This window comes from Streptomyces sp. NPDC057424 (genome assembly GCF_042803315.1).
Taxonomy (GTDB): Bacteria; Actinomycetota; Actinomycetes; order Streptomycetales; family Streptomycetaceae; genus Streptomyces.
In genome coordinates this window covers 1-14,277 of record NZ_JBHVCP010000041.1, presented here as the reverse complement: position 1 = coordinate 14,277, position 14,277 = coordinate 1, and the positions used below count along the sequence as shown (strand labels likewise).

General features: G+C 72.7%; 14 protein-coding genes. 9 read left to right on the top strand and 5 right to left on the bottom strand.

Annotated elements, in window-relative coordinates:
* The first annotated feature begins 39 nt into the window (after nucleotides 1–39).
* The 3 genes from galE (at nucleotide 40) to idi (ending at nucleotide 2,955) form a co-directional block, all read left to right on the top strand.
* Nucleotides 40–1,011 carry a UDP-glucose 4-epimerase GalE gene (gene galE / locus ACFU3E_RS27200; RefSeq protein WP_384163505.1) on the top strand — a complete coding sequence of 324 codons (972 nt, stop codon included), beginning with the start codon at nucleotides 40–42 and terminating at the stop codon, nucleotides 1,009–1,011.
* A 148-nt stretch (nucleotides 1,012–1,159) separates the two neighbouring features.
* Complete coding sequence (locus tag ACFU3E_RS27195; RefSeq protein WP_384163501.1) at nucleotides 1,160–2,098, top strand: cation diffusion facilitator family transporter; 939 nt, start codon at nucleotides 1,160–1,162, stop codon at nucleotides 2,096–2,098.
* Nucleotides 2,099–2,361: 263 nt separating this feature from the next.
* Nucleotides 2,362–2,955 (top strand): isopentenyl-diphosphate Delta-isomerase, encoded by a 594-nt coding sequence (idi, locus tag ACFU3E_RS27190; protein ID WP_384163498.1) that lies wholly within the window; start codon nucleotides 2,362–2,364, stop codon nucleotides 2,953–2,955.
* 21 nt (nucleotides 2,956–2,976) lie between these two features.
* On the opposite strand, the gene ACFU3E_RS27185 is transcribed toward idi, so the two are convergent.
* Nucleotides 2,977–3,483: an ATP-binding protein gene (locus ACFU3E_RS27185; protein ID WP_384163666.1), complete on the bottom strand. Its 507-nt coding sequence runs from the start codon at nucleotides 3,481–3,483 to the stop codon at nucleotides 2,977–2,979.
* 218 nt (nucleotides 3,484–3,701) lie between these two features.
* Between ACFU3E_RS27185 and ACFU3E_RS27180 the strand changes: the two genes are divergently transcribed.
* Nucleotides 3,702–4,457: an enoyl-CoA hydratase/isomerase family protein gene (locus tag ACFU3E_RS27180; protein WP_384163495.1), complete on the top strand. Its 756-nt coding sequence runs from the start codon at nucleotides 3,702–3,704 to the stop codon at nucleotides 4,455–4,457.
* Here ACFU3E_RS27180 and ACFU3E_RS27175 read toward each other — a convergent pair.
* Together ACFU3E_RS27175 and ACFU3E_RS27170 are read right to left on the bottom strand one after the other, a co-directional pair.
* On the bottom strand, nucleotides 4,444–5,079 hold the full coding sequence (locus tag ACFU3E_RS27175; protein WP_384163492.1) for a DJ-1/PfpI family protein: 636 nt from the start codon (nucleotides 5,077–5,079) through the stop codon (nucleotides 4,444–4,446). The genes ACFU3E_RS27180 and ACFU3E_RS27175 overlap by 14 nt on opposite strands.
* Before the next feature lie 32 nt (nucleotides 5,080–5,111).
* Complete coding sequence (locus ACFU3E_RS27170) at nucleotides 5,112–6,059, bottom strand: GlxA family transcriptional regulator (protein WP_384163489.1); 948 nt, start codon at nucleotides 6,057–6,059, stop codon at nucleotides 5,112–5,114.
* Nucleotides 6,060–6,173: 114 nt separating this feature from the next.
* Here ACFU3E_RS27170 and ACFU3E_RS27165 point away from each other — a divergent pair, with 114 nt between their 5' ends.
* From ACFU3E_RS27165 to ACFU3E_RS27150, 4 genes are all read left to right on the top strand, one after another.
* Nucleotides 6,174–7,049: a hypothetical protein gene (locus tag ACFU3E_RS27165; protein WP_384163486.1), complete on the top strand. Its 876-nt coding sequence runs from the start codon at nucleotides 6,174–6,176 to the stop codon at nucleotides 7,047–7,049.
* Between the two features lie 66 nt (nucleotides 7,050–7,115).
* Nucleotides 7,116–7,247 (top strand): LPFR motif small protein, encoded by a 132-nt coding sequence (locus ACFU3E_RS27160; protein WP_252100478.1) that lies wholly within the window; start codon nucleotides 7,116–7,118, stop codon nucleotides 7,245–7,247.
* Between the two features lie 99 nt (nucleotides 7,248–7,346).
* A complete protein-coding gene (locus ACFU3E_RS27155; RefSeq protein WP_384163483.1) occupies nucleotides 7,347–9,746 on the top strand; it encodes a Tex family protein in 2,400 nt (799 codons plus the stop codon).
* Between the two features lie 113 nt (nucleotides 9,747–9,859).
* Nucleotides 9,860–10,408: a putative glycolipid-binding domain-containing protein gene (locus ACFU3E_RS27150; protein WP_384163480.1), complete on the top strand. Its 549-nt coding sequence runs from the start codon at nucleotides 9,860–9,862 to the stop codon at nucleotides 10,406–10,408.
* On the opposite strand, the gene ACFU3E_RS27145 is transcribed toward ACFU3E_RS27150, so the two are convergent.
* Together ACFU3E_RS27145 and ACFU3E_RS27140 are read right to left on the bottom strand one after the other, a co-directional pair.
* Nucleotides 10,405–12,045 (bottom strand): ABC-F family ATP-binding cassette domain-containing protein, encoded by a 1,641-nt coding sequence (locus tag ACFU3E_RS27145; RefSeq protein WP_384163477.1) that lies wholly within the window; start codon nucleotides 12,043–12,045, stop codon nucleotides 10,405–10,407. The genes ACFU3E_RS27150 and ACFU3E_RS27145 overlap by 4 nt on opposite strands.
* Nucleotides 12,046–12,074: 29 nt before the next feature.
* Nucleotides 12,075–13,097: an oxidoreductase gene (locus tag ACFU3E_RS27140; protein ID WP_384163474.1), complete on the bottom strand. Its 1,023-nt coding sequence runs from the start codon at nucleotides 13,095–13,097 to the stop codon at nucleotides 12,075–12,077.
* Nucleotides 13,098–13,163: 66 nt separating this feature from the next.
* Here ACFU3E_RS27140 and ACFU3E_RS27135 point away from each other — a divergent pair, with 66 nt between their 5' ends.
* Nucleotides 13,164–14,114 carry an NAD(P)/FAD-dependent oxidoreductase gene (locus ACFU3E_RS27135; RefSeq protein WP_384163471.1) on the top strand — a complete coding sequence of 317 codons (951 nt, stop codon included), beginning with the start codon at nucleotides 13,164–13,166 and terminating at the stop codon, nucleotides 14,112–14,114.
* Nucleotides 14,115–14,277 lie beyond the last annotated feature (163 nt).

The following is a 14,277-nucleotide window of genomic DNA, read 5'->3' as shown; positions in this document are numbered from 1 at the left end:
TGCGCAGGCAGGCACCGTGGCCGCATAGGGTGGGCGACCATGACGTGGCTGATCACCGGCGGTGCCGGCTATATCGGAGCACATGTGGCCAGGGCCATGAACGAGGCCGGGGAGCGCGTCCTCGCCCTGGACGACCTCTCGGCCGGGGTGCCCGCGCGGCTTCCGGCGGAGGTCCCGCTCGTGCGGGGCTCCTCGCTGGACGGCGAGCTGCTGAAACGGGTCTTCGCCGAGCACGGTGTGACGGGCGTGGTGCATCTCGCGGCGCGCAAGCAGGTCGCCGAGTCCGTCGCGCAGCCGACGCGGTACTACCGGGAGAACGTCGGCGGTCTGGTGACCCTGCTGGACGCGGTCGCCGGGGCCGGGATCGAGCGTTTCGTGTTCTCCTCGTCGGCTGCCGTCTACGGTGACCCGGGGGTGGACCTCATCACGGAGGACACGCCCTGCGCGCCGGTGAACCCGTACGGCGAGACCAAGCTCGCCGGGGAGTGGCTGGTGCGGGCGGCGGGACAGGCGCACGGAATCTCCACCGTATGTCTGCGCTATTTCAACGTGGCGGGGGCCGCCGCGCCGGAGCTGGCGGACACGGGTGTCTTCAACATCGTCCCGATGGTCTTCGACCGGCTGACGCGTGACGAGGCGCCCCGGATCTTCGGCGACGACTACCCGACCCCGGACGGCACCTGCGTCCGGGACTACATCCACGTCGCCGACCTCGCCGAGGCTCATCTGGCGGCGGCCCGGCGACTGGCCGGGGGCGCGGGCACGGGCGATCTGACGGTCAACATCGGCCGCGGCGAGGGCGTCTCGGTCCGCGAGCTCATCACGGTCGTCGGCGAGGTCACCGGTGACCGCCGGCCACCGCTCGTCGAGGAACGCCGGCCCGGCGACGCCCCGCGGGCGGTGGCCTCGGCCGCCCGGGCAGCCGCGGAGCTCGGCTGGACGGCCCGGCGCGGGGTCCACGAGATGACCGAGTCGGCCTGGCGGGGATGGCTGCTGCACCACGGCTCCTGACTCGCTGGAGGCATCCTGACCTGCCTATCGTTTCCGCAGGTCAAGGCACATGACAACGGTGTTCAATGCCGCGTTGCTCATACCCCCTCCCCGTAGTTCACTGGGGTGCCCGAGCACGATCAGGCGGACACAGGGAGGCTGACTTCTCATGGGGGCTGGGCACGATCACGGGCACGCGCACGGCGCGGCGGCCGCTGGTACGGCGACCTCGGCGTACCGCGGCAGGCTGCGGATGGCGCTGGCGATCACGCTCGGCATCGTGGTCGTGCAGATCGTCGGCGGTGTCCTCGCCGACTCGCTCGCGCTCGTCGCGGACTCCGCGCACATGGCGACGGACGCCCTGGGCCTCGGCATGGCGCTGCTCGCGATCCACTTCGCGAATCGCCCGCCGAGCGAGCGGGCCACCTTCGGTTACGCCCGCGCCGAGATCCTCGCCGCCCTGGCCAACTGCCTGCTGCTGCTCGGGGCCGGCGGGTACGTCGTGTACGAGTCGGTCCAGCGTTTCATCACGCCGGCGCAGACCGAGGGCCGGCTGGCTCTGCTGTTCGGTGTGATCGGTCTGGTCGCGAACCTGGTGTCGCTGTCGCTGCTGATGCGCGGCCAGAAGGAGAGCCTCAACGTGCGCGGCGCGTTCCTGGAGGTCGCGGCCGACGCCCTCGGTTCGGTCACGGTGATCGTCTCGTCCGTGGTGATCATGCTCACGGGCTGGCAGCCCGCCGACCCGATCGCCTCGCTCGTCATCGCGCTGATGATCGCGCCCCGGACGTGGAAGCTGCTGCGCGAGACGCTCTCCGTGCTGCTGGAGGCCGCTCCCAAGGGCGTCGACATGGCGGAGGTGCGGTCGCACATCCTCGCCACGGACGGGGTGGAGGACGTCCACGACCTGCACGCCTGGACGATCACCTCCGGTATGCCGGTGCTGTCGGCGCACGTGGTCGTCAGCCCGGAGGCCCTCAGCGCGATAGGCCACGAGAAGATGCTCCACGAGCTCCAGGGGTGCCTCGGCGACCACTTCGACGTGGAGCACTGCACCTTCCAGCTGGAACCGAGCGGCCACGCGGAGCACGAGGCGCGACTCTGCCACTGACGGGGCGCACTCCGCTGGGAGTGCGCGGCGGAACGCAACCCTCCGCCGCGCTCCCCGCGTCCTGAGCTCCACAGCTCCGTCAAGGACGATTCTCCGCCTGCCCTGCCGGGCACGATCATCCATTGGGTCCCTTTCCCGGCGTCCGACCGGTGGCGGCCGCGGTCCGCGCCGCCGCGCGGGACATGCGGGCGTGCCGCGAAGTGCCGGGAGCGCCGGATTCGTACGGCAGACTTGGGGCGCGAAGACCGATGTGAAGGATGGGTATGCCGATCACACCTGCCACCGCGACGCACACCCCGTCGAACGGCACCGCAGACGCGATTTTGCTGGAACTGGTCGACGAGGACGGCGTGACGATCGGCACCGCGGAGAAGCTCGCCGCCCACCAGCCGCCCGGGCAGCTGCACCGCGCGTTCTCCGTGTTCCTCTTCGACGAGTACGGCCGGCTGCTGCTCCAGCAGCGCGCGCTGGGCAAGTACCACTCCCCCGGTGTGTGGTCCAACACCTGCTGTGGCCACCCCTACCCCGGCGAGGCGCCCTTCGCGGCGGCGGCGCGGCGCACGTTCGAGGAGCTCGGCGCTTCCCCGTCCCTGCTGGCCGAGGCGGGCACGGTGCGCTACAACCACCCGGACCCGGAGTCCGGTCTGGTGGAGCAGGAGTACAACCACCTGTTCGTCGGCATGGTGCAGGCCGTGGTGCGGCCGGACCCGGAGGAGGTGGCGTCGACGGCGTTCGTGACCCCGCCGGAGCTGGCGGAACGGCACGCGAAGGACACCTTCTCGTCCTGGTTCATGACCGTCCTGGACGCGGCCCGGCCGGCGATCAGGGAGCTGACGGGCCCGTCGGCCGGCTGGTGACCCGGGCCCTGACGACGGGGCTCAGGAAAAGCGCGCGGGCTTGAGCGGCAGGGCGGCCCAGATCACCTTGCCGCCGCTCGCGGTGTGCTCGACCTCGCACATGCCGCCCGCCTCCCGGGTGATCTCGCGCACCAGGAGCAGTCCGCGCCCCCCGGTCCGGCCGTGGTCGGTCTCCAGCGCGGTGGGCCGGTACGGATGGTTGTCCTCCACGGACACCCGGAGCCACTCGGCTCCGACGGCCAGCTCGACGGCGACCGTGGGCGACAGCACGGCCGCGTGCTTCACGGCGTTCGTCACCAGCTCCGAGACGATCAGCAGCAGCCCCTGGGCCAGGTCGTCCGAGACCGGCACCCCCTGACGCAGCAGCAGGTCCCGTACGGCGTGCCGCGCCTGGGGGACCGAGGCGTCGACCGACGGTGCGGTGAACCGCCAGACCCCTTCGTACGGCAGCGGATCCGCGGGGCCCGGGCCGAGGGGCGCCGCGCCGCCCCCTGGGCGCGGGCCGAGCCCACGCCCGTCGTTGTCCATCGTCCGGTCGCCACCCTCGCGCTCGATTGTCGCCACGCCTTGAGTGTTGGCAACGATGCCCCTCGCACTCCGGGACTGAACAGAAGTCAGCAACTATCGAGCACTTCTGACCGTTGGCGTATGACACGGTCAGTTGTGGGACTGGTCCTGTCCCTGTTGTGCCGTCTCGGCGAACTATTCGGGTTGTACGGGTTTGGCATCCGGATAGCATCCGGCGCATGGAGCCGCAGCTGGAGTACCGCGTGACCGACTCGGTCGCGACGGTCGTCATACGCCACCCCGAGAAGCGCAACGCCATGACGGCCGCGATGTGGCGCTCCCTCCCCCCGCTGCTGGAGGAGCTCGCGGCGGATCCCGCCGTGCGGGCGCTGGTGCTGACCGGTGCGGGCGGCACGTTCTGCGCCGGGGCCGACATCTCGACGCTGCGGGGCTCGCCCGAGGAGGCGCAGGGGCTGGCCGTGCGGGCCGAGGAGGCGCTGGCCGCGTTCCCGAAGCCGGCGCTGGCCGCGATCCGGGGTCACTGCGTGGGCGGCGGGGCCCAGCTGGCGGCGGCCTGCGATCTGCGGTTCGCCGAGGAGGGGGCGCTGTTCGGGGTGACGCCCGCGAGGCTCGGCATCGTGTACCCGGCCTCCTCGACCCGGCGGCTGGTGTCCCTGGTGGGGCCGGCCACGGCCAAGTACCTGCTGTTCTCCGGGGAGCTGATCGACGCGCAGCGGGCGCTGCGCACCGGTCTGGCCGACGAGGTGCTGCCCGAGGGGGAACTCGGCAAGCGGGTCGCCGAGTTCACCCGGATCCTGGCCTCCCGTTCGCAGCTGACGCAGGCGGCGGCCAAGGAGTTCGCGGACGGGCGTACCGACCGGGACGCGCACTGGGCCGGGCAGGCGCGCGCGAGCGGCGACACCGCTGAGGGTGTCGCCGCGTTCCTGGAGCGCAGGCAGCCGCGGTTCGGCTGGAGCGTGCCTACGTCAGGATGACGCCGGAGTGCGTACGGACCAGGTCGACGAGGTGCGCGGGTGCCTTCTCGGGCGATCCGGCGTCGTAGGGCGGTTGCGGGTCGTACTCGGTGGCGAGCTGGACGAGTTGGGCGTGGTCGTCGCCCGCGAGCCGGCCGAGCAGGGTGAGCCCCATGTCGATGCCGGAGGAGACGCCGGCCGCGGTGACGTACTTGCCGTCGGTGACGACCCGCTCCCCCGTCGGCTCGGCGCCGTGGCGCTTCAGCTCCTCCAGGGCCAGCCAGTGGGAGGTGGCGCGGCGGCCCCGCAGGAGTCCGGCGGCGGCGAGCAGCAGGGAGCCGGTGCACACGGACGTCGTCCAGGTGCTGGTTTCGTCGGCGGTGCGCAGCCAGGTGAGCAGGGGCCCGTCCGCAGCCAGCGGAAGCGGGCCCGGCCCGCCGGGAACCACGATGATGTCGGGGCGCGGTACGTCGGCCAGGGTCCGGTCGGCGGTGAGCGCGAGGTTCCCCGCGTCGTTCCGTACGGGGCCGGTCTCCTCGGCGACGAGGACGGTCTCCGCGCCCGGGAGCCGGCCCAGGGTCTCGTAGGGGCCGACGGCGTCGAGGGCGGTGAAGCGGTCGTAGAGGACGATGGCGATCTGCATGAGGGCCTTCCGTCGGCTGGTGTCGGTGGGGGTCAGGGTGTGGTGGCGGGGCGGAAGCGGCGGCGGTACTCGGCCGGGGGCGTTCCCAGGGTCCTGACGAAGGCGCGGCGCATGGCCTCGGGCGTGCCGTAGCCGGTGGCGCGGGCGATCTCCTCGATGCCGCCTGCGGTGTCCTCCAGGAGGCGCCGGGCGTGTTCGAGCCGGACGCGGTCCACGTAGCGGCCCGGTGTCATGCCGGTCTCGGCGCGGAAGGCGCGGGCGAAGTGGCGGGCGCGGGCGGCGAGGGTGTCGACGCAGAGGTCCGCGTCCGGGTGGTCCGTGATCCACCGCTGGACGTCCCGCAGGGGCTCGCGGTGTGCGGTCTGGGCCGCGAGCTGGGCGCTGAACTGGGCCTGGTTGCCGGGGCGGCGCAGGAACACCACCAGATGGCGGGCGATGGTGAGGGCGGCGTCCCGGCCCAGGTCCTCCTCGACCAGGGCGAGGGCGAGGTCGATGCCGGCGGTGACGCCGGCCGAGGTGGCGATGTGCCCGTCGCGCACGTAGACGGGGTCGGGGTCGATCTCGACGGCCGGGTGCTCGCGGGCGAGCCGCTCGCAGTAGGCCCAGTGGGTCGTGGCGCGGCGGCCGTCCAGAAGCCCTGCCCCGGCGAGCACGGCGGCGCCGGTGCACACGGAGACCAGGCGCCCGGCGCGCGGCCCGTGCTCACGCACCCAGGCCACCAGGCGCGGGTCGGGCCGCAGGCTGCCCGTTCCGCCGGGCACGAGGAGGATGTCCGGGTCGGGCGCGGTGGTCAGGGACTCGTCGGGGACGAGGGTCAGGCCGCTGGTGGTCCGCACGGGCGCGCCGTCCAGGGACGCCGTGCGGATCCGGTACGCGCCGGGGCGGAGCAGCTCCGCGCCCGCGAAGACCTCCACGGGCCCGGTGACGTCGAGACTCTGCAGGCCGTCGAAGAGGACGGCGAGAACCGTGCGCTGGGCCATACCGTCGATTCTTCGCGGCCCCGCGGTATGGCCGCAAGGACGAGTACCCCACCTTTCCTGCCATGGGATGCGCGACCATGGAGTACATACCAAGCGGTTGGTAACCTGCCGGCCATGACGACTGCCGCCCTGGAGCCGCGCGCCGGCCGACGCTGCCACAACATGCTCAACTCCCTGCACGCGACGCACTACTTCTCGCCCGACCTCGGTCGGGAGCTGGGCGCCGTCGGGATCACAGACCCGCGTGCCGTGAACTTCGCCGTGCGGGCCGCCGCCCTCGGACCGGTCGGGGCCGGGGCCGTGACTGCGGCCTTCTACAACTACAAGTACGAGCTCGTGGCCCGGCACGTGCCGGCGGTGTGGGAGACCGCCGCACCCGGGCAGGTCCTGGCGGCACGCGCGCGTGCGGTCGACGCGACACTGCGCCGCCTGCTCGGTGAGGAGGCCCTGGCATCGGCGGAGATGGCCGAGGCGGCGCGGCTCGCGCTGCGCGCCGCCGAGGCCTGCTCGCGCGAGGCACGGCCGCTGTACGCCGCGCACGCCGATCTGCCCGTCCCCGAGGAGCCGCACCTCGCCTACTGGCACGCGGCGACCCTGCTGCGCGAGCACCGGGGGGACGGGCACCTGGCCGCTCTGATGTCCGCGGGTCTCGACGGCCTGGAGGCGATGGCGACCCACACGGCGACGGGCAAGGGGATGACCCCGAAGTGGATCCTCGGGACCCGGGGCTGGAGCCAGGGCGACTGGGACGCGGCGACGGAGCGGCTGCGGGGGCGCGGGCTGCTGGACGCCTCCGGCGACCTGACCGAGCAGGGTGTCGCCCTGCGCCGGGAGATCGAGGACGAGACGGACCGTCTGGACCGCGCCCCGTACGAGCACCTGGGCCCACAGGGCGTGGCCCGGCTGACCGAGCTGGGTGGGGTGTTCGCGCACGCGGTGCTCGTGGCGGGGGCGTTCCCTGCGGATCTGATCGGCAAGGGTGACGCATAGTGACGCGCCTGTGAGGTACCCGCTCTCCACCGGCCGCCGCGGCCGGAGTGGAGAAAGGGGAATCTCGTGTTCCGTGCTATCGCAGACGTGCTGCGCCAGATCGGCGGCGCCATCGCCACCGTCGTGACACTGCCCTTCCGGGCCCTGGCCCGGCTGTTCGGCGGGGCCTCGTCCTCCACCCGCAGCCGCAGGGCCTGATCCCGGCCCCGGCCCGCCGGGTGCCGCCCTGATCCCCGGGTGTCCGCGCCACCTGCCACAATTGCGGCGCAACCTCAGTGGAGAAGGCGGTACGGGATCGTGACGACACCCGGGTCCAACGGGTCCATCAACGCAGTGTCCATCGAAGGCAGGATCGCCGAGGAACTCGGCGTACGGGAGCGGCAGGTCAGGGCCGCCGTGGAACTGCTCGACGGCGGTTCCACGGTGCCCTTCATCGCCCGCTACCGCAAGGAAGCGACCGAGATGCTCGACGATGCGCAGCTGCGCACCCTCGAGGAGCGGCTGCGCTATCTGCGGGAGCTGGAGGAGCGGCGGACGGCGATCCTGGAGTCGGTGCGCGAGCAGGGCAAGCTCACCGACAAGCTGGAGGCGAGCATCCGGGGCGCCGAGACGAAGGCGCGCCTGGAGGACATCTACCTTCCGTACAAGCCCAAGCGGCGCACCAAGGCGCAGATCGCCCGGGAGGCCGGACTCGAGCCGCTGGCGGAGGGGCTGCTCGGCGATCCGGCCGTCGACCCCCTCGCCGCGGCCGCCGCGTTCGTCGACGCCGACAAGGGCGTGGCGGACCCGCAGGCCGCCCTCGACGGCGCCCGTGCCATCCTCACCGAGCGGTTCTCGGAGGACGCCGACCTGATCGGCGAACTGCGCGAGCGCATGTGGGTGCGCGGGCGGCTCGCCGCCAAGGTGCGGGAGGGCAAGGAGGAGGCGGGGGCGAAGTTCGCCGACTACTTCGACTTCGCCGAGCCGTTCACCGAGCTGCCCTCGCACCGCATCCTCGCGATGCTGCGCGGCGAGAAGGAGGAGGTCCTCGATCTCGTCCTGGAGCCCGAGGAGCAGACGGACGGCCCCTCCTCGTACGAGGGGATCGTCGCCCACAAGTTCTCGATCGCCGACCGGGGCCGCCCCGGCGACACGTGGCTGAAGGACACGGTCCGCTGGGCGTGGCGCACCCGCATCCTCGTCCACCTCGGCATCGACCTGCGGCTGCGGCTGCGCACGGCCGCCGAGGACGAGGCGGTGCGGGTCTTCGCGGCGAACCTGCGCGACCTGCTGCTCGCCGCCCCGGCGGGCACGCGCGCGACACTCGGCCTCGACCCCGGGTTCCGTACCGGTGTGAAGGTCGCCGTGGTCGACGCGACCGGCAAGGTCGTCGCCACGGACGTCATCCACCCGCACGTCCCGGCCAACCGGTGGGACGAGGCCGTCGCCAAGCTGGCCCGGCTCGCCAAGGAGCACGCGGTCGAGCTGATCGCCATCGGCAACGGCACGGCGTCCCGCGAGACCGACAAGCTCGCCGGGGAACTGATCACCAGGCACCCGGAGCTGAAGCTCACGAAGGTGATGGTGTCCGAGGCCGGCGCGTCCGTGTACTCGGCGTCCGCGTTCGCCTCGCAGGAGCTGCCCGACATGGACGTGTCGCTGCGCGGCGCCGTGTCGATCGCCCGCCGGCTCCAGGACCCGCTGGCCGAGCTGGTGAAGATCGACCCGAAGTCCATCGGCGTCGGCCAGTACCAGCACGACCTGTCCGAGGTGAAGCTGTCGCGTTCGCTGGACGCGGTGGTGGAGGACTGTGTGAACGGCGTGGGTGTGGACGTCAACACGGCGTCGGCGCCGCTGCTCGCCCGGGTCTCCGGCATCACCTCCGGGCTCGCCGAGAACATCGTGGCGCACCGGGACCAGAACGGCCCGTTCAAGGCCCGCGGTGAGCTGAAGAAGGTGGCGCGGCTCGGCCCCAAGGCGTACGAGCAGTGCGCGGGCTTCCTGCGGATCCGCGGCGGTGACGACCCGCTGGACGCGTCGAGCGTGCACCCCGAGGCGTACCCGGTGGTCCGGCGCATGGTGAAGACCACCGGGCAGGAGGTCGCCTCGCTCGTCGGCAACACCGGGGTGCTGCGCTCCCTGAAGCCGCAGGACTTCGTGGACGAGACGTTCGGTCTGCCGACGGTCACCGACATCCTGAAGGAGCTGGAGAAGCCCGGCCGCGACCCGCGCCCGGCCTTCAAGACGGCCGCCTTCAAGGAGGGCGTGGAGAAGATCTCCGACCTGTCGTCCGGGATGATCCTGGAGGGCGTCGTGACGAACGTCGCCGCGTTCGGGGCGTTCGTCGACGTCGGCGTCCACCAGGACGGCCTGGTGCATGTCTCCGCGATGTCGAAGACGTTCGTGAAGGACCCGCGGGACGTGGTGAAGCCCGGAGACATCGTCAAGGTGAAGGTGCTCGACGTCGACATCCCGCGCAAGCGGATCTCGCTGACGCTGCGTCTGGAGGACGAGGCGGCTGCTTCGCAGGGCCAGGGCGGGGGCTCAAGTGAGCGCCGGCAGCGAGGTGGGCGTCCGCCGCAGCAGCGGCAGGGTGGGCGTGGTGGTGGCCGTGGCGGTGGTGGCGGTTCGCGTCAGGCGCCGCCGCCCGCCAACAGCGCGATGGCCGATGCGCTGCGCCGCGCGGGGCTGGCGGATCCCCAGGGCGGCAAGCGCTGACTGTTCCGTCGGGGAGGCCGTGGGGAGCTGCGGGCCCGTTGTGCCTGGTCACGCAGTTCCCCGCGCCCCTGGGAAAGAGGCGCTTCGCGCCCTTTCCGTTCTAGGGTTGCTGAATGCGTGCCATCACCTGGGAAGTGTCCGGGAGCCATGGGTTCGAGACCACCTGGGTCCAGCTCGGAGAACGCGTGCTGCGGGCGCGCGGGAGGGCCGTCGGTACCGTTCCGGAGCCGTACTGGATCTCGTACGAGCTGGAGACCGCAGAAGGATTCGTGACCAAGCGGTTGACTGTCACGGCGGAGGCCGAGGCCGGGACCCGCCTACTCGATCTGCTCCACGACGGTGAGGGCGCCTGGACCGCCAACGGCGAGCCGCTCCCGGACGTCGACGGGGCCCTCGACTGCGATCTCGGGCTGTGCCCGCTCACCAACACCATGCCGGTGCTCCGGCACGGACTCCACCGGGCGCCCGGCGAGCGGGAGTTCCTGATGGCCTGGGTATCGGTGCCGGACCTCGCGGTGCGGCCCTCGCGGCAGACGTACACACATCTCGCGACCGGGCGGGTCCGCTACTCCTCCGGCGACTTCCGCAGTGACCTGGAGTTCGACGACGAGGGGTACGTCGTCGACTACCCCCGGCTGGCCGCGCGTCTGACGGACCGTTAGCGCGCGGTCACCTTGCCGTCCGCCACCTCCAGGCGGCGTGTGACGTGCACGGCGTCCAGCATGCGGCGGTCGTGGGTGACCAGCAGGAGGGTGCCCTCGTAGGCGTCGAGGGCGGACTCCAGCTGCTCGATGGCGGGCAGGTCCAGATGGTTGGTGGGCTCGTCGAGGACCAGGAGGTTGACACCCCGGCCCTGGAGCAGCGCCAGGGCGGCCCGGGTGCGCTCGCCCGGGGAGAGGCTCGCCGCGGGGCGCAGGACGTGGTCCGTCTTGAGACCGAACTTGGCCAGGAGGGTGCGGATCTCGACCGGTTCGGTGTCCGGGACGGCCGTGCGGAAGGCGTCGAGCAGCGACTCCTCGCCGTGGAACAGCTCGCGGGCCTGGTCGACCTCGCCGAGCAGGACGCCCGAGCCGAGCGCGGCGTGCCCGGCGTCCAGCGGGACACGGCCGAGCAGGGCGGCGAGCAGCGTGGACTTGCCGGCGCCGTTCGCGCCGGTCACCGCCACCCGGTCCGCCCAGTCGATCTGCAGGGTGACGGGGCCGAGGACGAAGCCGCCGCGGCGCACCTCGGCGTCCCGCAGGGTCGCGACGACGGCGCCCGAGCGCGGAGCCGACGCGATCTCCATGCGCAGTTCCCACTCTTTGCGGGGCTCCTCGACGACCTCCAGGCGCTCGATCATGCGCTGGGTCTGGCGGGCCTTCGCGGCCTGCTTCTCGCTGGCCTCACTGCGGAACTTGCGGCCGATCTTGTCATTGTCGTTGCCCGCCTTGCGGCGCGCGTTCTTCACGCCCTTGTCCATCCAGGAGCGCTGCATCTGTGCGCGGTCCTGGAGGGCCGTCCTCTTGTCGGCGTACTCCTCGAACTCGTCGCGGGCGTGCCGGCGGGCGACATCCCGTTCCTCCAGGTAGGCCTCGTAGCCCCCGCCGAAGAGGGTGATCTGCCGCTGGGCGAGGTCGAGTTCGAGGACCTTGGTGACGGTGCGGGTGAGGAACTCGCGGTCGTGGCTGACGACCACCGTCCCGGCGCGCAGACCGCTCACGAAGCGCTCCAGGCGCTCCAGGCCGTCCAGGTCGAGGTCGTTGGTCGGCTCGTCGAGGAGGAAGACGTCGTAGCGGGACAGGAGCAGGGAGGCGAGGCCGGCCCGGGCCGCCTGACCGCCGGACAGCGACGTCATCGGCTGGTCCAGGCCGACCGCGAGGCCGAGCGAGTCGGCGACCTCTTCGGCGCGTTCGTCGAGGTCGGCGCCGCCGAGGCCGAGCCAGCGCTCCAGGCTGGTGGCGTAGGCGTCATCGGCGCCGGGGGCTCCGTCGACCAGGGCCTGGGTCGCCTCGTCCATGGTGTGCTGCGCCTCGGCGACGCCGGTGCGGCGGGCCAGGAACGCCCGTACGGTCTCGCCGGGCCGGCGGTCCGGCTCCTGCGGGAGGTGACCGACGGTGGCGGCCGGCGGGGACAGGCGCAGTTCGCCCTGCTCGGGTGCGGTGAGCCCGGCGAGCATCCTGAGCAGGGTGGACTTGCCCGCGCCGTTGGCTCCGACCAGGCCGATCACGTCGCCGGGCGCGACGACGAGATCGAGTCCCGTGAACAGGGAGCGGTCTCCGTGGCCGGCGGCGAGGTTCTTGGCGACGAGGGTGGCAGTCATCAGGGCGCCGATCCTAACGGCCGGGCCGCTCAGTGGTTCACGGCCGCCACCAGGACGCTCCCGGAGGTGCGCGCCACGACGAACGACCGGCCCCTGACCGCTTTCGCGTCGAGGGGGACGCGGTGTCGGCCCGGTTCGAGGACTCCGTCGAAGATCTCGTGGGTGTGGGTGCGGGAGAGCCGGTCGAGGCGGTACGCGGTCAGGGTGACCCGGCAGGCAGAGGTGACCTGGACGTCCGCGCCGCCGTCGGAGGCGGTCAGACCGGTGAGGCGGCGCCGGTCGGCCGGGCTGCGGTCGAGGGCGTGTTCGATCTGGGCGACGAGGAGCGGGACGACCGGGGCGAGGCCGTCGACATGGGCGACCGGTACCCCGGCGCGCTCGAAGGCACGGCGGACGGCGGCGCGTTCCCGCTCGCCGGCCGCGTGGCCGAAGGCGACGGCGCCGTAGTCACGGAGTTCCTCGGGGGGTACGCCGTCGGCGTCCTGGGCGATGTCGGCGCCGACACCGATGGTGCGTAAGGCCGCGGCCAGCTTGGCGAGGACGGCGACGCGGGCGCCGATCAGCAGGACGCGGCGCCGGGGATCGGGGGCGAAGCCGTTCAGCAGGGCGCTCAGCGCCGTCCGGTACTCGGCGCCGCGGAAGCGGAACGGGCCGATACCGTGGTAGCCGTTGAGTTCCAGGTCGGCGTGCTCGTCGGTCTGCCAGGCGAAGTCCCGCCAGATGAAGTCCTCCCCGTCACTCTGGATGGCCGCCGTGACGGCTCCGCAGGCGAGGTCCTCGCACTCGGGGCAGCCGTAGACGACGTAGCGGCCGCCGGGCAGCGGGGCCGCGCTCTCCAGGAGCAGGCAGCGGACCTGCGCGGTGAAGATCGCGGGCGGGACGTCGGAGGCGAGCGGGGAGACCGCGTCGAGGTCGGAGAGCCGGAACAGCAGCGGGCGTCCGTCGACGATGAAGTCCACGAAATCCCGGTGGACCTGGTAACCACCGTCGTTGAGGACTCCCCCGGCCCGCATCGCGGGTGCCAGGCCGAAGGTCGCGTACTCGGCACACATACTGTGAGTATCCCCACACTGCGCGTGATGTGAGCACGGCATGACACATTCCGCTACGGTCCGGGCATGGCGAACGATTCGAACGGCGAGATCGTGGTGGTCGGCGGCGGGGTGGCCGGGCTGACGACCGCCCTGGTTCTCGCGGAGCAGGGGCGGCGGGTGCGGGTGTGGTCGCGCGACGCCGTCGAGGCGACCACCTCAGCCGTTGCGGGCGCGCTGTGGTGGCCGTACCGGATCGAGCCGGTCGCGATGGCACGCATGTGGGCACTGCGGTCGCTGGAGGTGTACGAGGACCTGGCGGCACGGGCCGAACCGGCCGGCGTACGCATGGTCGAAGGGGTACAGGGCGAGACCCGCCTCGACGAGGCCGACGCGTGGCTGGCGGGCCGGGTGCCGGGGCTGCGGGCGTCCACGGCCCGGGAGTACGCGGGCACGGGCGTCCGGGCACGGCTGCCGCTCATCGACATGCCGGCCCATCTGCCGTGGCTGCGGGAGCGGTTCGTCGCTGCGGGTGGCGTGGTCGAGACGCGTACGGTGTCCGGGTTCGCGGAGGTGGACGCACCGGTGGTGGTCAACTGCACGGGACTCGCCGCGCGGGAGCTCGTGCCGGATCCCTCCGTGCGGCCCGTGCGCGGGCAGCTCGTCGTCGTGGAGAACCCCGGCATCGACACCTGGCTGGTCTCCACCGACGCGGCCGGGGAGCACACGTACCTGTTCCCGCAGCCGGGCGGGCTCGTCCTCGGCGGTACCTCCGAGGAGGACGCGTGGTCGCTGGAACCGGACCCCGCGACAGCCGAGGCGATCATCCGGCGCTGTGCGGCACTGCGGCCGGAGATCGCGCGGGCCCGCGTGCTGGGGCACCGGGTCGGGCTGCGGCCCACCCGGCCGGCGGTCCGGCTGGAGCGCGACGCCCTGCCGGACGGGCGGCTCCTGGTGCACAACTACGGCCACGGCGGCGCGGGCGTCACCGTGGCCTGGGGGTGCGCGGAGGAGGCGGCCCGGCTGGTGTCCGGCTGAGGGCCCTCGGCGGCGTCCGAACCGCGAGGGCGGCCCGGGTTCGCGGAACCCGGGCCGCCCGCCGCCGTTGGGGTGAGTGCTGGCCGCACGGGGCCCCCGCCACCGGCGGGGCCCGGCCCCGGCCGCCCCCGCACACGGAGTCGCCCTGAAACGGAGAGTGGGC